Origin of the sequence: Salmonella sp. SAL00672, assembly GCF_046552175.1 — a bacterium.
In the GTDB taxonomy this organism is placed as follows: domain Bacteria; phylum Pseudomonadota; class Gammaproteobacteria; order Enterobacterales; family Enterobacteriaceae; genus Salmonella; species Salmonella enterica.
In genome coordinates, this window is sequence record NZ_JBGDUQ010000012.1 from 101,843 (window position 1) to 122,470 (window position 20,628).

General features: G+C 52.4%; 21 protein-coding genes, 1 pseudogene and 1 riboswitch. Of the genes and pseudogenes, 5 read left to right on the plus strand and 17 right to left on the minus strand.

Annotated elements, in window-relative coordinates; genetic code table 11:
- The first annotated feature begins 32 nt into the window (after nucleotides 1-32).
- On the plus strand, nucleotides 33-1,139 hold the full coding sequence (locus ACLJTG_RS21135) for an ABC transporter permease (RefSeq protein WP_000469050.1): 1,107 nt from the start codon (nucleotides 33-35) through the stop codon (nucleotides 1,137-1,139).
- On the opposite strand, the gene ACLJTG_RS21140 is transcribed toward ACLJTG_RS21135, so the two are convergent.
- Entirely contained in the window at nucleotides 1,101-1,511 is a 411-nt protein-coding gene (locus ACLJTG_RS21140; protein ID WP_000871970.1) for a YbhQ family protein, read from the minus strand. The genes ACLJTG_RS21135 and ACLJTG_RS21140 overlap by 39 nt on opposite strands.
- A 132-nt stretch (nucleotides 1,512-1,643) precedes the next feature.
- On the opposite strand from ACLJTG_RS21140, the gene ACLJTG_RS21145 reads away from it, so the two are divergent.
- Genes ACLJTG_RS21145 through ACLJTG_RS21155 form a run of 3 tightly spaced genes read left to right on the plus strand, consistent with a single transcriptional unit; the run spans nucleotide 1,644 to nucleotide 4,602 of the window.
- Nucleotides 1,644-2,402, plus strand: a complete 759-nt coding sequence (locus tag ACLJTG_RS21145) for an endonuclease/exonuclease/phosphatase family protein (RefSeq protein ID WP_000057020.1) — start codon at nucleotides 1,644-1,646, stop codon at nucleotides 2,400-2,402.
- Complete coding sequence (gene clsB, locus ACLJTG_RS21150; protein ID WP_198898383.1) at nucleotides 2,399-3,640, plus strand: cardiolipin synthase ClsB; 1,242 nt, start codon at nucleotides 2,399-2,401, stop codon at nucleotides 3,638-3,640. The genes ACLJTG_RS21145 and clsB overlap by 4 nt, the downstream gene beginning before the upstream one ends.
- Nucleotides 3,640-4,602 carry a YbhN family protein gene (locus ACLJTG_RS21155; protein WP_001129824.1) on the plus strand — a complete coding sequence of 321 codons (963 nt, stop codon included), beginning with the start codon at nucleotides 3,640-3,642 and terminating at the stop codon, nucleotides 4,600-4,602. Before clsB ends, ACLJTG_RS21155 begins: the two co-directional genes overlap by 1 nt.
- 2 nt (nucleotides 4,603-4,604) lie before the next feature.
- Here the strand turns inward: ACLJTG_RS21155 and ACLJTG_RS21160 are convergent, their stop codons facing one another.
- From ACLJTG_RS21160 to moaA, 9 genes are all read right to left on the minus strand, one after another.
- Nucleotides 4,605-5,165 (minus strand): membrane protein, encoded by a 561-nt coding sequence (locus ACLJTG_RS21160; protein WP_001052198.1) that lies wholly within the window; start codon nucleotides 5,163-5,165, stop codon nucleotides 4,605-4,607.
- Nucleotides 5,166-5,172: 7 nt separating this feature from the next.
- Complete coding sequence (locus ACLJTG_RS21165; RefSeq protein ID WP_079943150.1) at nucleotides 5,173-5,781, minus strand: hypothetical protein; 609 nt, start codon at nucleotides 5,779-5,781, stop codon at nucleotides 5,173-5,175.
- Between the two features lie 23 nt (nucleotides 5,782-5,804).
- Nucleotides 5,805-6,512: a Bax inhibitor-1 family protein gene (locus tag ACLJTG_RS21170; protein WP_001728436.1), complete on the minus strand. Its 708-nt coding sequence runs from the start codon at nucleotides 6,510-6,512 to the stop codon at nucleotides 5,805-5,807.
- Between the two features lie 145 nt (nucleotides 6,513-6,657).
- Nucleotides 6,658-7,362, minus strand: a complete 705-nt coding sequence (locus ACLJTG_RS21175) for a Bax inhibitor-1 family protein (protein ID WP_000373611.1) — start codon at nucleotides 7,360-7,362, stop codon at nucleotides 6,658-6,660.
- Between the two features lie 47 nt (nucleotides 7,363-7,409).
- Nucleotides 7,410-7,862: a molybdopterin synthase catalytic subunit MoaE gene (moaE, locus tag ACLJTG_RS21180; protein WP_001209384.1), complete on the minus strand. Its 453-nt coding sequence runs from the start codon at nucleotides 7,860-7,862 to the stop codon at nucleotides 7,410-7,412.
- Between the two features lies 1 nt (nucleotide 7,863).
- Nucleotides 7,864-8,109, minus strand: a complete 246-nt coding sequence (moaD, locus tag ACLJTG_RS21185) for a molybdopterin synthase sulfur carrier subunit (protein WP_000598596.1) — start codon at nucleotides 8,107-8,109, stop codon at nucleotides 7,864-7,866.
- Nucleotides 8,102-8,587 carry a cyclic pyranopterin monophosphate synthase MoaC gene (moaC, locus tag ACLJTG_RS21190; protein WP_000080894.1) on the minus strand — a complete coding sequence of 162 codons (486 nt, stop codon included), beginning with the start codon at nucleotides 8,585-8,587 and terminating at the stop codon, nucleotides 8,102-8,104. The genes moaD and moaC overlap by 8 nt, the downstream gene beginning before the upstream one ends.
- A 2-nt stretch (nucleotides 8,588-8,589) precedes the next feature.
- Nucleotides 8,590-9,102 carry a molybdenum cofactor biosynthesis protein B gene (gene moaB / locus ACLJTG_RS21195; protein WP_000084604.1) on the minus strand — a complete coding sequence of 171 codons (513 nt, stop codon included), beginning with the start codon at nucleotides 9,100-9,102 and terminating at the stop codon, nucleotides 8,590-8,592.
- Nucleotides 9,103-9,123: 21 nt separating this feature from the next.
- Entirely contained in the window at nucleotides 9,124-10,113 is a 990-nt protein-coding gene (moaA, locus tag ACLJTG_RS21200) for a GTP 3',8-cyclase MoaA (RefSeq protein ID WP_000168186.1), read from the minus strand.
- A riboswitch (molybdenum cofactor riboswitch) is annotated at nucleotides 10,101-10,245 on the minus strand. It overlaps the preceding gene by 13 nt.
- 264 nt (nucleotides 10,246-10,509) lie before the next feature.
- On the opposite strand from moaA, the gene yvcK reads away from it, so the two are divergent.
- Nucleotides 10,510-11,418: a uridine diphosphate-N-acetylglucosamine-binding protein YvcK gene (yvcK, locus tag ACLJTG_RS21205; protein WP_001246033.1), complete on the plus strand. Its 909-nt coding sequence runs from the start codon at nucleotides 10,510-10,512 to the stop codon at nucleotides 11,416-11,418.
- 91 nt (nucleotides 11,419-11,509) lie between these two features.
- Here the strand turns inward: yvcK and slrP are convergent, their stop codons facing one another.
- The 7 genes and pseudogenes from slrP to bioB all read right to left on the minus strand — a co-directional run bounded on the left by slrP (nucleotide 11,510) and on the right by bioB (nucleotide 20,552).
- The gene (gene slrP / locus ACLJTG_RS21210; RefSeq protein WP_079802315.1) at nucleotides 11,510-13,777 is read right to left on the minus strand and encodes an SPI-1 type III secretion system effector E3 ubiquitin transferase SlrP; all 2,268 of its coding nucleotides are present in this window, start codon (nucleotides 13,775-13,777) and stop codon (nucleotides 11,510-11,512) included.
- Nucleotides 13,778-13,784: 7 nt separating this feature from the next.
- Nucleotides 13,785-13,959, minus strand: a pseudogene (locus ACLJTG_RS21215) (hypothetical protein).
- Between the two features lie 308 nt (nucleotides 13,960-14,267).
- Nucleotides 14,268-16,289 carry an excinuclease ABC subunit UvrB gene (gene uvrB, locus ACLJTG_RS21220; RefSeq protein WP_000042502.1) on the minus strand — a complete coding sequence of 674 codons (2,022 nt, stop codon included), beginning with the start codon at nucleotides 16,287-16,289 and terminating at the stop codon, nucleotides 14,268-14,270.
- Nucleotides 16,290-16,939: 650 nt separating this feature from the next.
- Nucleotides 16,940-17,626 (minus strand): dethiobiotin synthase, encoded by a 687-nt coding sequence (gene bioD, locus ACLJTG_RS21225; RefSeq protein WP_001616933.1) that lies wholly within the window; start codon nucleotides 17,624-17,626, stop codon nucleotides 16,940-16,942.
- Nucleotides 17,619-18,374 (minus strand): malonyl-ACP O-methyltransferase BioC, encoded by a 756-nt coding sequence (bioC, locus tag ACLJTG_RS21230; RefSeq protein ID WP_000079909.1) that lies wholly within the window; start codon nucleotides 18,372-18,374, stop codon nucleotides 17,619-17,621. The genes bioD and bioC overlap by 8 nt, the downstream gene beginning before the upstream one ends.
- Nucleotides 18,358-19,515 (minus strand): 8-amino-7-oxononanoate synthase, encoded by a 1,158-nt coding sequence (gene bioF / locus ACLJTG_RS21235; RefSeq protein ID WP_000118943.1) that lies wholly within the window; start codon nucleotides 19,513-19,515, stop codon nucleotides 18,358-18,360. Before bioF ends, bioC begins: the two co-directional genes overlap by 17 nt.
- Nucleotides 19,512-20,552, minus strand: a complete 1,041-nt coding sequence (gene bioB, locus ACLJTG_RS21240) for a biotin synthase BioB (protein WP_000090729.1) — start codon at nucleotides 20,550-20,552, stop codon at nucleotides 19,512-19,514. The genes bioF and bioB overlap by 4 nt, the downstream gene beginning before the upstream one ends.
- Between the last annotated feature and the right edge of the window lie 76 nt (nucleotides 20,553-20,628).

Here is a 20,628-nt window from a genome sequence, read left to right on the forward strand (position 1 = left end):
TCAGGCCTACAAACTGGACTGAGAGGACGGGCATGTTTCATCGTTTATGGACGTTAATTCGCAAAGAACTGCAATCGCTTTTACGCGAACCACAAACGCGCGCGATCCTGATTCTGCCGGTGCTGATTCAGGTCATCCTGTTTCCGTTCGCCGCGACGCTTGAAGTCACTAACGCGACTATCGCCATCTATAACGAAGATAACGGCAAACATTCGGTAGAACTTACCCAGCGCTTTGCCCGCGCGAAAGCGTTTACCCATGTGCTATTGCTGAACAGTCCGCAGGAGATCCAGCCGACTATCGATACGCAAAAAGCGCTGCTGCTGGTACGCTTCCCGGCGGATTTCTCGCGGAATCTGGATACCTTCCAGCCTGCGCCGATGCAACTCATTCTTGATGGACGTAACTCCAACAGCGCGCAAATCGCCGCCAATTATCTGCAACAGATCGTCAAGGAGTATCAGCAGACATTGATGGACGGCAAGCCAAAGCCCAACAATAGCGAACTGGTGGTACGCAACTGGTATAACCCGAATCTGGACTACAAGTGGTTTGTAGTGCCCTCGCTGATCGCCATGATCACCACTATTGGCGTGATGATCGTCACTTCGCTGTCCGTCGCCCGCGAGCGTGAACAAGGCACTCTGGATCAGCTGCTGGTCTCTCCGCTCACCACCTGGCAGATTTTCGTTGGTAAAGCGGTGCCGGCGCTGATTGTCGCGACCTTCCAGGCCACGATCGTGCTGGCTATCGGCATTTGGGCATACCAAATTCCCTTCGCCGGTTCGTTAGCGCTGTTTTATTTCACGATGGTGATTTACGGGCTGTCGCTGGTAGGCTTTGGCTTGCTGATATCATCGCTTTGCGCCACGCAACAGCAGGCGTTTATCGGCGTCTTTGTCTTTATGATGCCGGCGATTTTGCTCTCGGGTTATGTCTCGCCGGTGGAAAATATGCCGGTCTGGCTGCAAAACCTGACGTGGATAAACCCTATCCGCCACTTTACTGATATTACTAAGCAAATTTATCTTAAGGATGCGAGTCTGGGAATTGTCTGGGGAAGTTTGTGGCCGCTACTGGTGATAGCGGCCACCACGGGGTCAGCGGCGTATGCGATGTTTAGACGCAAAGTGATGTAGCTTTTTATCTTTCGCCAGTAGCGAGACCACGGCGGGCCCGGCCAGGATAGCCAGCCCCGCCAGCGCCAGCAAGACATTGTTTTGCAATACGCGGGATAGCAGCCAGAGGACAATCAGCGCGGTGCCGAAGTACCAGGTGGTAGTCAGCTCTTCCAGCACATCCGCCACATCGCGCCAGCGTTGCTCATGATGGCGCTGCAACGCCAGCATCAGCAGTACCGTCACGCCATAAAGCACGCATAATCCCAGGCCGACGCGCACTAATGTGCCGCTCATCCAGCCTATTACCAGCATCGCCACTACCAGTAAATGCAACATAATCTGCCAACAACCGAGGCCGGTTGCGACACGAACGCGTTGTTGCCACTTCATGGCTTTTCTCCTGAAGCATTTTTCTCTCATTATTCAGAGTACCGAACTTTACGGAAAATTCCGTAAGACCGCATCTTTTTGTGACGACGACTACACTATTTCAATCAGGATAGTGACGCGGACAGGAAGAAAATGGCTCAACACACGCGAAATTTTTCATTCAAAGTGCTCACAATTAATACGCACAAAGGTTTTACCGCCTTTAATAAACGCTTCATCCTGCCGGAGCTGCGCGACGCCGTCAGAACGGTCGGCGCCGATATCGTCTGTCTGCAAGAAGTGATGGGCGCGCACGAAGTGCATCCGCTGCATATCGAAAACTGGCCGGACACTACCCACTATGAATTTTTGGCCGACACCATGTGGAGCGATTTCGCCTATGGCCGCAATGCGGTCTATCCGGAAGGCCACCACGGTAACGCGGTTCTTTCTCGCTATCCCATTGAACATTATGAAAATCGCGACGTCTCGGTCGGCGGTAGCGAAAAACGCGGCGTGCTCTATTGCCGCATTACGCCGCCCATGCTCAACCGCCCTATCCACGTCATGTGCGTACATCTCGGCCTGCGGGAGAGTCACCGCCAGGCACAGCTAACCATGCTGGCGGGATGGGTGAATGCCTTGCCGGAATCAGAACCGGTGCTGGTGGCCGGAGACTTTAATGACTGGCGGCAAAAGGCCGGCCCGCCGTTAAACGCGGCCGGGCTGGAGGAGATATTCACCCGTGCCCATGGCCGACCGGCGCGCACATTCCCGGTGAGTATGCCGCTGCTGCGACTCGATCGTATTTACGTCAAGAATGCGAACGCCAGTTCTCCTACGGCGCTACCGCTGCGGAACTGGCGACATTTATCAGACCATGCCCCCCTTAGCGCGGAGATCCATCTATGAAATGCGGCTGGCGTGAAGGTAATCAAATTCAGCTACTGGAAAACGGCGACCAGTTCTATCCTGCCGTGTTTGAAGCCATCGCTCAGGCACAGCAAAAAATCATTCTGGAAACCTTTATCTTATTTGAAGATGAGGTGGGTAAAAAACTCCATGCCGCTCTGCTAAAAGCCGCACAGCGCGGCGTAAAAGCCGAAGTATTACTCGACGGCTACGGCTCTCCCGATCTCAGCGACGCGTTTGTCGGCGAATTGACCTCAGCGGGCGTGATTTTTCGCTATTACGACCCCCGCCCGCGTCTACTGGGGTTGCGAACCAATATCTTCCGCCGAATGCACCGCAAAATTGTGGTGATTGATCATCGTATTGCCTTTGTCGGCGGCATTAACTACTCCGCCGAACATATGTCGGATTACGGCCCGCAGGCGAAACAAGACTACGCGGTACGGGTCGAAGGGCCTGTAGTGGCCGATATCCTGCAATTCGAAGTCGAGAATCTGCCGGGGCAAAGCCCCGCGCGCCGCTGGTGGAAGCGCCATCATCAGGCCGAAGAAAACCGCCACCCCGGCGAAGCGCAGGCGCTGTTTGTCTGGCGAGATAACGAAGAGCACCGCGACGATATCGAACGTCATTATCTGAAAATGCTGACCCAGGCAAAGCGTGAGGTGATTATCGCTAACGCCTATTTTTTCCCCGGCTATCGCTTGCTCCACGCAATGCGTAAAGCCGCCCGCCGTGGCGTGAGCGTAAAACTGATTGTCCAGGGGGAACCAGACATGCCGATAGTCAAAGTCGGCGCGCGGTTGCTCTATAACTATCTGGTGAAGGGCGGCGTGCAGGTTTATGAATACCGACGACGTCCGCTGCATGGCAAAGTGGCGCTGATGGACGATCACTGGGCCACGGTAGGGTCGAGTAATCTCGATCCGCTCAGCCTGTCGCTTAACCTTGAAGCTAACCTGATCATTCACGATCGTACTTTTAACCAGACCCTGCGCGATAATTTACAAGGCATCATCGTGAATGATTGTAAGCAGGTCGATGAGTCTATGCTGCCGAAACGCACCTGGTGGAACCTGACCAAAAGCGTGCTGGCGTTCCACTTTTTACGTCATTTCCCGGCGCTGGTCGGCTGGCTACCGGCGCATACCCCGCATCTGGCGCAGGTTCCCCCGCCTGCCCAGCCAGAAATGGAAACCCAGGATCGCGTTGATCCAGAAAATACAGGAGTGAAGCCCTAATGGCTAAATCGCATCCGCGCTGGCGGCTGGCTAAAAAAGTGCTGACCTGGCTGTTTTTTATTGCGGTCGTCGTTCTGCTGGTGGTTTATGCTAAAAAGGTCGACTGGGGCGATGTCTGGACCGTCATCCGCGACTATAACCGCACGGCGCTTTTAAGCGCTGTAGGACTGGTGATCGTTAGCTATCTTCTGTACGGCTGCTACGACCTGCTTGGACGGCTTTATTGCGGCCATAAACTGGCGAAGCGACAGGTGATGTTGGTATCGTTCGTCTGCTATGCCTTTAACCTGACGCTCAGCACCTGGGTCGGCGGGATCGGGATGCGTTACCGACTATACTCTCGCCTCGGGTTGCCCGGCAGTACTATTACGCGCATTTTCTCACTCAGCATTACCACTAACTGGCTGGGCTATATTCTGCTTGGCGGCATCATTTTTACCTTCGGCGTTGTCCAGCTTCCCGACCACTGGTATATCGATGAAGGCACGCTACGTATTCTCGGTATCGTTTTATTGTTGATTATCGCGGTCTATCTGTGGTTTTGCGCCTTTGCGAAGCGGCGGCATATGACGATTAAAGGGCAGAAACTGGTGCTGCCGTCATGGAAATTCGCGCTGGCGCAGATGGCGATCTCCAGCGCGAACTGGATGGCGATGGGCGCCATCATCTGGCTGCTGATGGGTCAGGATGTGAACTATTTCTTTGTACTGGGCGTACTGCTGGTGAGCAGTATCGCGGGCGTCATCGTGCATATTCCGGCAGGCATCGGCGTGCTGGAGGCCGTATTCCTTGCGTTGCTGGCGGGCGAACATACGTCGCAAGGCACGATTATCGCCGCCCTGCTCGCATACCGCGTGCTTTACTATTTTATTCCCCTGTTGCTGGCGCTGGTGTGCTATCTGATCCTGGAGAGCCGGGCGAAGAAGTTGCGGGCGAAAAACGAGCGGGCGATGGCGAAATGAATTTAAGCAGACGCGTTTTCGCTTTCCAGCACAACGCGTTTTATCCGGTAAAAATAAACATATGCTGAGAAAAAAGACGTATTCATCTGTAAGCGGGAAAAAAGCAGCAATGACCAGCTAAACAGCAGCAGGAGCACTTCGTGAAACTCGCCCATGAATACTGATGACAGGGTACAGAACGTTGCCAACGTAACGGAAATAATGACCAGTAATAGCGCATAGCGGTAAATAATAACCCCGCTCATTCTTCCTTTAAGCAGGAGCTGATTTGACGGGGTAAGAAAAGCGATATAGCCCACGGCCAGGAAGAAGACCAGCTCCAGATGCTTTTTATTGTGCAGCTCAAACTGCGCAATAACCATGTTTATACTGACGATCCATGTCATGGTCATCATGATCGCCGTAAGCCCAATAACGCCTCCGTGAGGAATACCTTGTTCATACCAGTTTTTTTTGTAGTGGCTGGCCGGATACACAGGTAACTTAATTTCTGGCGGGATCAACTGCCCTTTTTTCACCAGCTCCGCCAGTGTTTTTCCTGTTAGCCACGTCATCAGGTTCATGGGCTTATCATTTCCTTGTCTGTGAGGTGAGATATTCTTGTAATGCAACTCGCACTAATCGACGCCCCAGGCAGAAACGAATCATCATCGTAAACGTTTCGCCATTCATCACCCAGCGGCAAAGCACAACCATAATAATCGCGATAACCAGATCACTCTTTAGTTCGCTATTTTGATTGCACAACACGTCAAATAATCCAGTACCGCAGAGCATAATATTTAATAAAAACAGTAAAACGCAGAGGCGCAACCCCAGGATAAAACCTTTGGCAATAAACCATACCTCAGCCATAACACATAGCATCATACCTATAGCACTGCCAAAATAAATAATTATATTTAGTGGCCAATACAGGATAAACTTATCAAAAACAAAATGCGCACTACACACACCTCCCACAAGAAGCATAAAACTAAACGCGCAAACAGGCGCAGGATTGGGTAATGAATGTTCCCATGACAATCCGGTAATGAAATGAGAAATCAGCGCTGGCGGGCATTTCTTATTAAAATCCTCGCCGCCATTTTTAATGGCGCGAGTGACGTCTTTAGCTTCACAAAACGCTAACCAAAATTGTTTGCCACATAATTTACTCATTATACCCATCATCACCAACCTGAATAAAAAACCTGCAACGCCTACGGCCTGAAAGATAATAGTATTTCCAGAATCATCAAAATGATATAACGACACAGCGTAACCACAGCATTAATAATGCCAAGGTAAAGCGTCAGCGCGCCAAATAAAGCGCAACGAGACAGGGATGAAAACTCGCTGTGATATAACATGCGGGCATAACCATGAAGTGTCGATTTTTCTAGTGCTGTAATCAATGTCCATACCAATACCGTCAGCATACTGACTATCCAGACCATAGTGCTACTGGCCACCAGGCTATTGACAACTATCGCAGCGATGATCCCGCTTACCGCCATGAAGATTAACGGCCTGAATAGACCAGAACTGATATTCAGGTAGAAAATAAATAAGGCATTAAGACTAAACATGATTCCAACAATCACGAAAATGGTCGCGCCACCTGAGAAAAGGTAAGCTAATGACACGCCGGTAAGCGTAATGATGGCAATATATATCAACGTTGCGACAACAGTGCCAAAGCGGGAAAGACAGGTAATGGCCCCATACCCCAGGCCAAGCAAAAGTGCTGATATCCACAAAACAACAACAGGTTGAACGTGAGTTATCAAAAAATGAGTATACAACGTTAACCATATAATGCCGGCGGTACACCATAGTCCCAACGCAGTATACCAATAGGTAAGGGATAACATTGTCGCGGGAATAAATGCTATTTGCCGTATACGTATTGCAGCCAGAGGTCCCACTTGTCATTTATCACTCTTCACATGATCACGGTGATAAGAATGGCAAGCGCAGGAAAACATTTCTAAGATATTTATGCTGTTTCGCCCTAAATATAGTCCTAAAAAAATCCTGGCGCAGGGCCAGGATTTTAAGAGATCGCTATAATTAGCGGCGATTGCCAAAAATACGCAGTAACATCAGGAACAGGTTGATAAAGTCCAGGTACAGCGTTAACGCGCCGAGAATCGAATATTTACGCAGATTAGCGCTATCGCGGGTATCTATTTGCTCGCCGATATTTTTCAGTTTCTGCGTGTCATAGGCGGTCAGACCGACAAACACCACCACCCCGATATAGGTTACCGCCCACATCAGCGCTTCGCTCTTCAGCCAGAAATTGACCAGCGAGGCCAGAACGATACCAATAAGCGCCATAAACAGCATGTTGCCGAAACCGCTAAGATCGCGTTTAGTGGTGTACCCATACAGGCTCATGGCGCCAAACATTCCCCCCGTCACCACAAACGTGCTGGCGATAGAGGAATAGGTGTAAACGATAAAAATACTGGATAACGTCAATCCGGTTAGCGCCGAATAGAGCATAAACAGCGTCGTCGCCATTCCGGCGCTAAGTTTATGCACCAGTCCCGACAGAACAAACACCAGCGCAAGCTGGGCAATAATTAAGCCAAAGAAGGTGATCTTACTGGAAAAGACAAACATCATGACGGCTGGCGTATTAGCCGCATACCACGCGATAAACGCGGTCAGTAACAGTCCGACCGTCATCCAGCCATACACTTGCGCCATATAGGTCTGCAGGCCGGACCGCGCCTGCACTATTGAATCAGATCGTGGAAATCTGTCCATGATGAACTCCTGTGTGGAAATGATACCCTAAAGCGTATCACATTCTGCTACCAACGTTTCGCCAACTGCTGGTCGCTGTCGCGCGCTTCGACCCAGCGATCGCCTTCCGGCGTGGCTTCACGCTTCCAGAACGGCGCACGGGTTTTCAGATAATCCATAATGAACTGACCGGCGTCGAACGCGCTACTGCGGTGCGCGCTGGTGACGCCGACAAACACAATCTCATCGCCCGGCCATAATTCGCCAACGCGATGAATCACCGTGACCCGCCCCAGCGGCCAGCGGGAACGCGCCTTTGCGACGATCTCCGCCAGAGCTTTCTCAGTCATGCCGGGATAATGCTCCAGCGTCAGCGCCTTAACGCTATCGCCCAGGTTATGATTGCGCACTTTTCCGGTAAAGGTGACGACCGCGCCGTCTTCGTCGCGCGCCGCCAGCCAGGAATATTCCTCCCCGACGCTAAACGGCGCAGGGCCGACTACAATTCGCGTTTCACGCATGTTAGCCCCCCGTGACTGGCGGGAAAAACGCCACTTCATCGCCCGCCGTCAGCGGATGGTCAAAACTTACCAGCGTCTGGTTGACCGCCGCCAACAGCTTACCGTCTTCCAGCGCCAGCGCCCAACGATCGCTCTTTGTCGCCAGATGCTGTCGCAGCGACTCAACGGTGGAAAAATCTGCTGGAAGATCCAGCGCGTCAGTTCCTGTAAGCTCGCGAACCTGGGCGAAGAAAAGCACCTTAATCATGCGCATCCACCTTAAAATCCCCCGATTTGCCGCCGCTTTTCGCCAGCAGGCGCACCGGACCAATTACCATATCTTTTTGTACCGCTTTGCACATGTCGTAGATGGTTAACGCCGCGACGGACGCCGCGGTTAACGCTTCCATTTCGACGCCGGTTTTACCGGTCAGACGGCACAGAGACTCAATACGCACGCGGTTATGCTCCGGCTCGGCCTGAAGCTGAATCTCCACTTTACTTAGCAGTAGCGGGTGGCACAGCGGGATCAGCTCCCAGGTGCGTTTGGCGGCCTGAATACCGGCAATTCGGGCGGTGGCGAAAACATCGCCCTTGTGGTGTTTGCCATCAACAATCATCGCCAGCGTTTCACTACGCATGGTAACGAATGCTTCCGCACGCGCTTCACGAACGGTTTCCGCTTTCGCGGAAACGTCCACCATGTGCGCTTCGCCTGCGGCGTTTATATGGGTTAATTGCGACATCGTTATTTCTTTAAATGAGGGTGAAAATTACATGGGCGTGTACGGGCATCCAGCTGCGGCGCAATGATATTCTCCCATGCGGTTCTGCATGCTTTTGTGGAGCCCGGCATGGCGAAAATCAAGGTGTTATTCGCCACGCCAGCTACCGCGCGCGACTGCAGAGTTGCGGTGCCGATCTCTTCAAACGAGAGCATGCGAAACACTTCGCCAAATCCTTCCACTTCACGATCGAACAGCGGCAACAGCGCTTCCGGCGCCTGATCGCCTTCGGTCAAACCGGTCCCACCAGTTATCAATACGACCTGCACCTCATCACTGGCGATCCAGGCGGAAACCTGGGCGCGAATCGCGTAACGGTTCTCTTTAACGATGGCTTTCGCCACCACTTCATGCCCGGCCTCCTGCGCCGAATCACGCAGATAATGACCGGAGGTGTCGTCTTCTTCGCCGCGTCGGCTGGAAACAGTAAGAATAGCGATGCGGGTCGGGATAAATTCAGCGCTGACCTGACTCATCTGAAATCTCCTTATTAAGGATTAACCGCCAATGTAAGATAAATTTTGCGTAATACCAGTATTGCTCTGGTGAAGGAAATGGGTCTGCTTTTTCTCCCGCAACGCGTCGGAAATACGTTCCTCAAGCGCGTATTGCTGCGCATCATCCTGTAACAGGTCGCGTAAACTCACGCCGCCGTCGCCAAACAGACATAAATGCAGCTTACCGACGGACGAAACACGCAGGCGATTACAGGTGGCGCAGAAATCTTTTTCGTACGGCATAATGAGACCGATCTCACCGGCGTAATCGGGATGACAAAAAACCTGCGCCGGGCCATCGCTGCGCTGGCGGAGCTGGTGGATCCAACCGCGCTTAATCAGCTCGTCGCGTAATACCTGACCCGAAATATGATGTTTGCGGAAGAGATCGCTCCCCTCGCCCGTCTCCATAAGTTCAATGAAGCGTAACTGAATGGGGCGAGGCTGAATCCAGGCAAGGAAGGTATCCAACTGATGGTGATTCACGTCGCGCATCAGCACGGTGTTGACTTTCACCTTTTCGAAACCGGCGTCAAAGGCGGCATCGATGCCCGCCATCACCTGGCGGAATTTGTCCTGACCGGTAATCGCATGGAACTGACGCGCATCCAGACTATCCACGCTAACATTGACGCCCGTCAGCCCCGCTTCGCGCCAGCTCGCGGCATCGCGCGCCAGTCGATAACCGTTAGTGGTCACCGCGATCTGGCGAATAGCATCATTTTCACCCACGGCGGCAATGATGTCGGTAAAATCGCGGCGTAATGAAGGCTCGCCGCCGGTAAGACGCACCTTCTCCGTGCCAAGACTGGCAAAAGCGCGCGTAACGCGACGAATTTCATCGACGGTAAGGAAACCGTTGTTAGTGACGCCGCCAGGTTTGTAGCCATCCGGCAGGCAGTAGGTGCAACGAAAGTTACACACATCGGTAATCGACAAACGCAAGTAGTAAAACTTACGCGCGAAAGCATCGGTAAGTTGTGAAGCCATGTACACCTTTCCAAATACGGGAGGCGGAGTCATTTCTTCCTGCGCCCTGGTGGCAAACGTTAAACGTTGTCACGGCCAAAGCACCATATCAAAAATGACCCAGGTGCAGAGGCTAGAGTGTTTACTGTGGTTACGCCGATACTAGCGTGTAAATGACAATTTCGCCATCACGCTTTCGCTATATAAACATATACATAGCGATATGATCGTGCTATTTAGCGACAGAATACGTGAAAATCACACTTTTACATTGATATATATCATTTAGCCGTGGTAACGCCCTCGCTATAAAGGGGTAGTCGGGAATAATTAATTGTCTTTTAGCCGGTCGGCTAATTGCTGAAAACCCGCGACTTGCGCTACTGTAGCGCTGCTTATTTGACTTCAGGAATTTTTATGCGCAATCGTACGCTGGCTGACCTTGATCGTGTCGTTGCCCTCGGCGGAGGGCATGGATTAGGACGCGTCCTCTCCTCGCTTTCTTCATTAGGTTCGCGCCTGACCGGCATTGTGACTACCACAGATAACGGGGGGTCAACTGGCCGTATTCGCCGCTCGGAAGGCGGGATCGCCTGGGGCGATATGCGCAACTGTCTGAATCAGTTAATTACCGAACCTAGCGTCGCGTCCGCTATGTTTGAGTATCGTTTTGGCGGTAATGGCGAACTTTCTGGTCATAACCTCGGAAATTTGATGTTAAAGGCGTTAGATCACCTGAGCGTGCGGCCTCTGGAAGCGATTAATTTAATTCGTAATCTACTTAAAGTGGACGCGCAGCTGATCCCGATGTCGGAGCTACCGGTAGATCTGATGGCGATTGACGATCAGGGGCATGAGATTTATGGCGAGGTGAATATCGATCAGTTAGCGACGCCGCCGCAGGAGATCATGTTAACGCCAAACGTTCCGGCGACGCGGGAAGCGGTACAGGCCATTAATGACGCGGATCTGATTCTGATTGGCCCTGGCAGTTTTTATACCAGCCTGATGCCTTGCCTGCTGCTGGATGAACTGGCGCAGGCGCTGCGGCGCACCCCAGCGCCAATGGTGTATATCGGCAATCTGGGTCGCGAACTGAGTCTGCCCGCCGCCAGTTTAACGCTGGTCGATAAGCTGGCGATGATGGAGCAATATATTGGCAAAAAAGTCATTGACGCAGTAGTGGTTGGGCCGCGAGTTGACGTCAGTGCGGTGAACGATCGGCTGGTGATTCAGGAAGTGCTGGAGGCCAGCGATATCCCCTATCGCCACGATCGTCAGTTATTACATAATGCGCTGGAAAAAGCGCTACAGGCGTTGGGTTAAGCCCGTTTACCGACGACGCTGCGCTTATCAGAAGCCTGTTTACACCGAAGGGTAAACAGGCTCTCTCCCTCTTCTGATAAACTGCGTTCAGCTATCGCCAGTAGGCGCTCATGAGCGAGCTCACCTCTTTTTTCAGCAATATATTCTCCATGATCTCAGTAAAGAGGGTCTGATTGATCTCTTCCATTATCCGCATTCCAGCCATGCGCTCTGCGTCAGGATCACCTGCTATTCCTAACGCTTCCAGTTCAGCATTGACCCGGCTCTGATACTCATCCGTTTCAATACACTCAGCCCTTTTGGCCATCATTTCACGCCACTCTTCTGGCGCTATACGCTCCAGCACTTTATGCCACGGCCCCCACAGCGCAAACCATTTGTGAAAATCCCTATTTTCAGCAATTTTTATCCTTATTTCCGCCTCGTCCAGGTCAGACTCAGTGATACCAGAAACGTTATAAAATCGCATATCCTGGGTCATTGTTGTCAGCGACAGCGACTCTCGTAACTGATTCTGAAAACCCAGAAATACTTCGACTTCGTCAATAAAAAACAGCCGTTTTACCTTTTCTCTGGCGAGCGATTCTATTTGCTCCAGCCGAAAGATTTCACGCCCCGCCATAATCAGTTCCGCTAAGTGGCTATCAAAGGCGCCTCTTTCAGCATCATGAACCAACGTCGCTTCCTGCATTTGGTGGTATGCCAGTGTGACCCGATCTTCACAGCTTATCGTTGCACCCATCGCTATAATAAATGCGGTTTCTCTTAGTGCGCTATCTTCAGCCAGGCGCATTAGCCAGGCGGAGACTTGTTCCTTAAAATCCGGGTGTCGGGTGTTCTGCGTATCGCTAAGACGATCCAGAAACATGCTGAAGGCTGCCGCGTTTACTTCCGTCTCAAACGCCCGCCATTGGTTGACGTCTTCCTCCTCGAGATTGGTTAGCCACCCCTGGACAGCTTGATGCAGTGGTCGAGTTACCCGAACAATTGAAAAGTCGCCCATGGCAAACAATACCCGGGGTCCCTGATAATCTACAGAGGACATTAGCCGCTGCATATTCTGTATTGTTCGTTCTGAAAAAGGATTATATTCTACGATTATTCTTGTAGGTTGAGGTCCTTCACCACGAAAATGGGGTAACGGCTCCGGGAGACGGACCAGGTTATTGCGAGAGGCCTGCATTATTTGTAATGCCGCCGGGAAGTTTTCCGGTAGATTAGTCAATGCGTTACGGGAAACATCCAGCGTTGTTATCGTGGGAGGTAGTGTTTCAGGCAGAGCCGTAATCTGATTTTTACTTACATCCAGGACCTGTAATTCTGGTGGTAACGATGCGGGCAGACTGGTTAAGGCATTTTCGCCGGCCTCCAGAGTCTTCAGGCCCGGCGGCAATGTTTCAGGCAAAGCGGTTAACGAATTACTCTGCACATTCAAATGGGTAATCCCTGACGGAAGATGTGCTGGCAGTGTCCTTATGCTGTTATCATAAACGCTCAGGTACCGAAGTTCCTCAGGTAGATTTTCAGGTAAGCAACTAATTTTATTATGGAAAAGATCCAGCGATTGAAGCGCTGAAGGCAAACGTTCCGGCAATTCAGTAATACGGTTAATGCTCAGCTCCATTTCCTGTATGGTATCCGGTAACGTGGCAGGGATACTGGTTAGCTGATTACTGTTGGCATACAGGGTCTTTATATTTCCCTGTAAATTTTCCGGCAAACTTTTCAGTTCATTGTTATCGAGTATCAGAGTAGTTATCTGCTCAGGAATACAGGCGGGTATAGTGGTAAGTCCTAATATTTTCAGACGGAGTTCCGTCTTATTATTTTTCAGGCAGTCACGCATCCGTTGTACGGCTTCTTCACGATTTGCTGCCTCTTTCGCTGGCGCCTCTTTTACCCACTCAGACCAGATTAACTCATAATTCACAGCATCTTTGGAGCCGGAAGCGCTACTCGCCTGCTCGCTTTCTGTCACACGGGTATAGGTGACTGACTTTCCCCCTCCCTCAACGGTATAGCCCTCTGTATTAAAAACTATAGACAGAATTTCCTGACTATTTTCACTCAAAATACAGTATTGGTCTGCCCCTCCTCTACTATACTGAATATTATCCGCATACGCCGGGAAAGCTAACATCCTTAAACATTCAAACTTGCTTTTGATCTCTTCTGGCGAGGCGGTTTCAGGTGGATGACAAAGATAAGCGATGCAGTTTTGTGCTTCAACCTGATGTTCTGAAGAGAAAAAGGCACTTATTTTATTCCATATCTCTTCTTTTAAAGGCACCTCTGTTGAGGCCTCATTGCTAATACTTTGATGCCTTGCCGTAGATTGTATATTAGTAATATTAAACATATTTTCCCTACCTGATCTGAACGTAACCTAAAGTAACAGATAAGGATATTCTCAACTTTAAATAAGAGGTCACAGTCGTCATTATTTCGGACAAATCATTCAGTATTTGCAGCGCTTGACTTATAAATGCTCACGCTTCTATCACCTCTTTTTTTACGTAGGATGATGTTATCTGTTGCCATGACACGATTTCAACGAACTCACATAAGATTAAAATGACGATCATAAGGATAGCTATACCGATAATACGGGGCGTTTTTTTTCATAGCCGAGGAGAGAGGGAAAATTAGCGTTGAGTTCAGCCTCAACGCTAATTTTCTTCAGTTGTGATTAAACTAGCTACCCCATTGATGTTTTGAGTTTTTCGACAATCTCGTTAGTCAAAGCCTGTCACTGTTTTTCATTCCTGACTGACTTAGCCCTTACTATTGCACTGAAATTCTCAAAAGCGAGCCATGGTAACGATGACTCGCTGGCGATCGACACATTGTCAGGACGCCGCGATAAACAACTCGCGTAACTGGTGCAACTGGTCGCGAATTTGCGCGGCTTCTTCAAACTCCAGATTTTGCGCGTGCTGCATCATTTGCCCTTCCAGTTCATGAATTTTCTGCTGCAACGCTTTCGGCGTCATATCCAGTTCGACAATTCCGGCTTTCGCCGTAGAACGGCCCTTGCCTTTCCCCTTCGCTTTGGTTTTCGCAATGTTCTGCCCCAGCGCCAGGATGTCGACCACTTTTTTGTTCAGCCCCTGCGGAGTGATACCGTGCTCTTCGTTGTACTTCTGCTGCTTCTCGCGACGTCGCTCGGTTTCGCCAATCGCCTTCGCCATCGACGGCGTGATTTTATCGCCATACAGAATCGCTTTACCGTTAACGTTGCGCGCCGCGCGCCCTATGGTCTGAATCAGGGAGCGCTCGGAGCGCAGGAAGCCCTCTTTATCGGCGTCCAGAATCGCCACCAGCGAGACTTCCGGCATATCCAGCCCTTCGCGCAGCAGGTTAATCCCCACCAGAACGTCAAACTCGCCCAGACGCAAATCGCGGATGATTTCCATGCGCTCCACGGTATCAATATCTGAGTGCAGGTAACGCACGCGCTCGCCGTGCTCTTCCAGATATTCGGTCAAATCTTCCGCCATCCGTTTGGTGAGCGTAGTGACAAGGACACGCTCATTAATGGCCGCACGCTGACGAATTTCGGACAGCAGATCGTCCACCTGGGTCGCCACCGGACGCACTTCAATAATCGGGTCCAGCAGCCCGGTCGGTCGCACGACCTGATCCACCACCTCATCACCAGATTTTTCCAGCTCATAGTTGCCGGGCGTGGCGGAAACATAGATAGTTTGCGGCGCTAAGGCTTCAAACTCCTCAAACTTCAGCGGACGGTTATCCAGCGCCGAAGGCAGACGGAAGCCATACTCGACCAGCGTCTCTTTGCGCGCCCGGTCGCCGCGGTACATGCCGCCTATCTGCGGGATGGTGACATGAGACTCATCCACCACCAGCAGTCCGTCGGCGGGCAGATAATCGAACAAGGTTGGCGGCGGTTCGCCCGGCCCGCGGCCCGACAGAAAGCGGGAATAGTTTTCAATGCCTGAGCAGTAGCCCAGCTCGTTCATCATCTCTAAATCGAACTGCGTGCGCTGGCTTAATCGCTGCTCTTCAAGCAGCTTATTATTCGCCAGCAAGACCTTACGCCTGTCCGCCAGCTCATCTTTTATCTCTTCCATCGCCTGCAGAATACGCTCGCGCGGCGTTACGTAGTGCGTTTTGGGATAGATAGTATAACGTGGCACCGTTGACTCTACCTGCCCGGTTAACGGGTCGAACAGCGACAGGCGTTCCACTTCTTCATCAAACAGCTCAACGCGTAGCGCGATGTCGTCAGATTCAGCCGGGAAGATGTCGATCACTTCGCCGCGCACGCGAAAGGTACCACGCTGAAAAGCTTGATCGTTACGGGTGTATTGCAATTCCGCCAGCCGACGCAAAATCGCGCGCTGGTCAATCAGCATTCCCACCGTCAGATGCAGCATCATTTTCAGGTAGAGATCCGGATCGCCCAGACCGTAAATCGCGGACACGGAAGCCACCACCACGACATCGCGTCGCTCAAGCAACGCTTTCGTTGCCGACAACCGCATTTGCTCAATATGTTCGTTTACCGAAGCGTCTTTTTCGATAAACGTATCCGAACTTGGCACATACGCTTCCGGCTGATAGTAGTCATAGTAGGAGACGAAATACTCCACCGCGTTTTCCGGGAAAAACTCTTTCATTTCGCCGTAGAGCTGCGCCGCCAGGGTTTTATTGGGCGCAAGCACCATCGTTGGCCGCTGCAAGTCCGCAATGACGTTGGCAATGGTGAATGTCTTCCCGGAGCCGGTCACGCCCAATAACGTCTGATGCGCCAGCCCGTCCTCCAGCCCCTCTTCCAGACGACGTATAGCGTCCGGCTGATCGCCAGAAGGTTTAAAAGCGGAATTCAGTTTGAACGGTTTACTCATGAGCGGCTACCTGAAGGAGTGAGCGGGCAGGGATGTAATTTTACTCTCGACGGTGAATATTGCCAATAAAAAATACTGGATGAAAAAACAGTAACACTCCAGTGTATAATGGCTATCGGCAGATACCCCACGCTATTTAGAGGTAAAACATAGACAGTCGCGGGGTAAAATTCCAGCAGTGTGCTGGTTATCCCCAGACCAGAGTCTTTTTTAACATTTGTCAAGTCGGATGATGAAAGTTTTATGTCAACGTATCCCCCTTCCTTTACAACCATTGATTTTATATAACTTGCTGTCTAAAAAGGGATATTTTCTCAAGCCGTCTTTCGCGCCAATTTAGTCGCAGGCCGCGTCGCCTCTCGCTTACGTTGTGTTTTCTAACTCTAATACACAAGGTTATCCACAGGAATAGTGGATAACTGCTTCCAGCCCGTATCCCCTGCCGCCTGGCAAAATCAGCCCCTGACGTTTTCGCCGGGCGATAAAAAAAAATTATCGCTATTTTTGGCAGATTATTGGCTAACGAGAAGGCAAAAATTGAGGCGTAGACGCTCACATTTTGCACATTTTTAGCATGGCGACGTCAGGAGGGTCTGGCGAAAGAACAGCAGGATCGTCAGATCCTGCAAGAAGGCGGTTTTTAAGCGCGGTCAGGCGCGTTCCAGGGGGCTGAGGTCCAGATACTGTCCTGTCGCCGCCTGCGATGGGGAAATGCCCAGCCACGGGATTTCCCCTAACAGCGGGGCCGGTATGACGCGGCGAAGCGTCGCGAGATATTCACCATGACGCGCGCCCGGCGGCTGTATGTCGTTGGCTATCCATCCGACAAGTGGTAATCCGGCCTGTTCTACCGCCAGCGCCGTCAGCATGGCGTGATTAATACAGCCCAGCTTGACGCCAACAACCAGAATCACCGGCAGCTGCTCCGTCTGTACCCAGTCGGCAAACGTCAGCGTGGCAGAGAGCGGTGTAAACCAGCCGCCCGCCCCTTCTGTCAACACCCAGTCTGCCTGCGCCTCCAGCGTTCGCAATCCGCGTGATAACACCGCCGCGTCTATCGCCCGGCCTTCGTCGGCGCTAACGATGTGGGGAGAGGTAGGCTCGGCAAAAGTATAAGGATTGATAGCGGAATAAGGTTGCGGCAGGCTGCTGTTACGCTGCAAGGCCAGGGCATCGCTATTGCGTAGCCCGTCGGTTGTCATTTCGCTGCCGGAAGCGACGGGCTTATAGCCTACGGTTTGATAACCTAACTGCGTTGCGGCCTGCAATAAGGCGCAACTGGCGACCGTTTTACCGACTTCAGTATCAGTACCGGTCACAAAATAGCGTTTAGTCACGTTCAATCACTCCCATAAAAAGATGGTACGTCAGCGGATATTTCCCCTGCCGCTGCGGCCATGCCAGTTGAATCTGTCTAAGCCGGGCGCGGGTTAATACATCCGACTCCCGCCCTTCATGAAGATGGGTGGCGCCAATGCCTTTAAGCGAGCGCATTGCGCTCAGGGCATCCTCAAACCACAATGTCATCGCCTGAGTATGACGAAACGCCCGCCAGCCGCGCAGCGCGTGGTCAATGGCCTCTTCCGGCAAAAAGCTATTCGCGTGAGCGCGATTATCGACGGCCTGCCATGCCTGACGCAGCTCCGGCAACGACCCCTGGCACAAGGTGGTAAACGCCACCACGCCGCCGGGCCGTACAACCCGATACAACTCGCTCAACGCATCGCGTAAATCGCCGCACCACTGGACCGCCAGGTTGCTCCAGGCCAGGTCAAAAACTTCGGCGTCATGGGGAATCGCTTCGATATCCGCCAGCAAATAGTGATGCGCCGCCTGACGATCGCGAGCCTGTTGCAGCATCGGCAGCGAAAGATCCAGGGCGGTCACTTCGCTCCCCCGCTCTCGCCAGTAACGACTCATACGTCCGGGGCCGCAGCCTGCGTCCAACACACTGGCAAACTGGCGGCCTGTCAACAGCGTCAGCAGCGCATCCGCGCTGTGTTGCTGTAAAGAGGCGTGCTGTTCATATTGCGATGCGGCCCGGCCAAACGCCGCCGCAATAGCCTGCTTATTCACCTGCGCCATGCAGCACCTCCAGCAGACGGTCTATATCGCACGCTTCATGCGCCTGCGTTAACGTTAAGCGCAGGCGCGCCGTACCGACAGGCACCGTCGGCGGGCGAATTGCCGTCGCCCAGCATCCTTGTTGACGCAGCGCCTCCGCCAGGCGCAATGCACGGCTGTTATCGCCCACGATTAACGGCTGGATGGCGCTATGGGCATTCAGTAGCGTAAATCGGGACGCGTTAACGCCGGCCCGAAAGCGCTGAACCAGAGCGGCGAGTTTTTCGCGCCGTTCACGACCTTCATCGCTACGGATCACCGCCAGCGAGGCGCTTAACGCCTGCGCCTGGGCGGGCGGCATACTGGTGCTGTAAACCAGATGACGGGCGAATTGCAGCAGATAATCCGCGACGCTTTCCGAGCAGAGCACCGCTGCGCCGCTGACGCCAAACCCCTTACCGAAAGTCACCACCAGCAACTCAGGCTTCACCCCCCGTTGCCAGCAGGTGCCCCTCCCCTCATCGCCAGTCACGCCGATGCCGTGCGCATCATCAACCAACAGCCAGGCATGATGCCTGCGGGCAATGTGCTGGATTTCCGCCAGCGGCGCGCTGTCGCCGTCCATGCTGTATACACCTTCTGTCACCACCAGTTGCTGACCCACGCAGGGCGATTGCAGTAAACGCGACAGATGCTGCGTATCGTTATGGATAAAGCGGCGAAGCTGCGCCGGACTCAGATTGGCGGCCTCCAGCAGGGAAGCATGACTCAACCTGTCGGCCACAATCCGGTCATTTTTTTTCATTAAGGCGGTAATGACCGCCTGATTCGCCGCAAAGCCAGAGATAAACAGCAGCGCGCGTGGATATCCTAACCATTGCGCCAGTTCCTCCTCTAACGCCTGGTGCGCCACGGAATAACCGCTGATATGACCCGACCCGCCGCTGCCGACGCCAAAACGCGTCGCTGCCTGTTGCCAGGCGCGAATAATCTGCGGGTGTTGACTTAAGCCGAGGTAATCATTGCTGGAAAAGTTAAGATACTGTCGCCCGTTCGCTACCAGCCAGCGTCCGGCGCCCTGCGATACCACATAGCGGCGGCGCAACGTATCCGTCGCCCGACGCGCCGTCAGCGCATCGTCGACGCGTTGTTGCCAACTCATAAGGCTGCCGCGTTGTAATAATCATCGGTGTCAGGCGTCATCAGCGTCTGCTCCAGACGTTGCTGCTGCTCGTTATCGCCCGCCAGCACCCTGGTCTGCTGCGGATTCAGCCCCAGCTTACGGAATAACTGCAGATCCTTGTCCTCTGCCGGATTTGGCGTAGTTAACAATTTGCAGCCATAGAAAATCGAGTTCGCCCCGGCCATAAAGCACATCGCCTGGGTCTGCTCGTTCATCTGTTCACGCCCTGCGGAAAGACGCACGTATGAGGTCGGCATCATGATGCGCGCCACGGCGATAGTACGAATAAAATCAAACGCATCCACGTCATCGTTATCCGCAAGCGGCGTGCCTTTTACCTTCACCAGCATGTTGATTGGCACGCTTTCCGGCGGTGTCGGCAGGTTCGCCAACTGCAACAACAGTCCGGCGCGATCGGTAACCGTTTCGCCCAGACCCACAATGCCGCCGGAGCACACTTTAATCCCTGCTTCACGGACTTTTTCCAGCGTGTCGAGGCGCTCCTGATAGGTACGGGTAGTGATGATATTGCCGTAAAACTCCGGCGAGGTATCGAGGTTGTGGTTGTAGTAATCCAGCCCGGCGTTAGCCAGACGCTGCGCCTGGCTCTCGTTCAACATGCCGAGCGTCATACAGGTTTCCAGCCCCATCGCTTTGACGCCCTGTACAATCTTCTCCAGATAAGGCATATCGCGTTCATGCGGATTCCTCCAGGCCGCCCCCATACAGAAGCGGGTCGAACCAGCGTTTTTCGCTTTACGGGCGGAGTCCAGTACCTGCTCTACTTCCATTAAACGCTCGGCTTCCAGCCCGGTTTTATAGCGCGAGCTCTGCGGGCAGTATTTACAATCCTCCGGGCAGGCGCCGGTTTTGATCGACAACAGCGTACTAACCTGTACCTGCTGCGGATCGAAATGCTGGCGATGAATTTGCTGCGCTTCAAACAGCAATTCCAGCAGTGGTTTTTCAAATAATTCGGTTACTTGCGACAGTGTCCAGCGTGGGTGGCGAGCCATCGGGCTTCTCCAAAATATGTTGTTTGTTTTTGATATGGTGTAGACTCGTAAACCTAAATCTTTTTAATTTGGTTTA

What these genes read in the sequence shown, in the direction of transcription:
- ACLJTG_RS21135 (WP_000469050.1), top strand. Translation starts at nt 33, where the DNA reads ATGTTTCATCGTTTATGGACGTTAATTCGCAAAGAACTGCAATCGCTT.
- ACLJTG_RS21140 (WP_000871970.1), bottom strand. Translation starts at nt 1,511, where the DNA reads ATGAAGTGGCAACAACGCGTTCGTGTCGCAACCGGCCTCGGTTGTTGG.
- ACLJTG_RS21145 (WP_000057020.1), top strand. Translation starts at nt 1,644, where the DNA reads ATGGCTCAACACACGCGAAATTTTTCATTCAAAGTGCTCACAATTAAT.
- clsB (WP_198898383.1), top strand. Translation starts at nt 2,399, where the DNA reads ATGAAATGCGGCTGGCGTGAAGGTAATCAAATTCAGCTACTGGAAAAC.
- ACLJTG_RS21155 (WP_001129824.1), top strand. Translation starts at nt 3,640, where the DNA reads ATGGCTAAATCGCATCCGCGCTGGCGGCTGGCTAAAAAAGTGCTGACC.
- ACLJTG_RS21160 (WP_001052198.1), bottom strand. Translation starts at nt 5,165, where the DNA reads ATGAACCTGATGACGTGGCTAACAGGAAAAACACTGGCGGAGCTGGTG.
- ACLJTG_RS21175 (WP_000373611.1), bottom strand. Translation starts at nt 7,362, where the DNA reads ATGGACAGATTTCCACGATCTGATTCAATAGTGCAGGCGCGGTCCGGC.
- moaE (WP_001209384.1), bottom strand. Translation starts at nt 7,862, where the DNA reads ATGCGTGAAACGCGAATTGTAGTCGGCCCTGCGCCGTTTAGCGTCGGG.
- moaD (WP_000598596.1), bottom strand. Translation starts at nt 8,109, where the DNA reads ATGATTAAGGTGCTTTTCTTCGCCCAGGTTCGCGAGCTTACAGGAACT.
- moaC (WP_000080894.1), bottom strand. Translation starts at nt 8,587, where the DNA reads ATGTCGCAATTAACCCATATAAACGCCGCAGGCGAAGCGCACATGGTG.
- moaB (WP_000084604.1), bottom strand. Translation starts at nt 9,102, where the DNA reads ATGAGTCAGGTCAGCGCTGAATTTATCCCGACCCGCATCGCTATTCTT.
- moaA (WP_000168186.1), bottom strand. Translation starts at nt 10,113, where the DNA reads ATGGCTTCACAACTTACCGATGCTTTCGCGCGTAAGTTTTACTACTTG.
- yvcK (WP_001246033.1), top strand. Translation starts at nt 10,510, where the DNA reads ATGCGCAATCGTACGCTGGCTGACCTTGATCGTGTCGTTGCCCTCGGC.
- slrP (WP_079802315.1), bottom strand. Translation starts at nt 13,777, where the DNA reads ATGTTTAATATTACTAATATACAATCTACGGCAAGGCATCAAAGTATT.
- uvrB (WP_000042502.1), bottom strand. Translation starts at nt 16,289, where the DNA reads ATGAGTAAACCGTTCAAACTGAATTCCGCTTTTAAACCTTCTGGCGAT.
- bioC (WP_000079909.1), bottom strand. Translation starts at nt 18,374, where the DNA reads ATGGCGCAGGTGAATAAGCAGGCTATTGCGGCGGCGTTTGGCCGGGCC.
- bioF (WP_000118943.1), bottom strand. Translation starts at nt 19,515, where the DNA reads ATGAGTTGGCAACAACGCGTCGACGATGCGCTGACGGCGCGTCGGGCG.
- bioB (WP_000090729.1), bottom strand. Translation starts at nt 20,552, where the DNA reads ATGGCTCGCCACCCACGCTGGACACTGTCGCAAGTAACCGAATTATTT.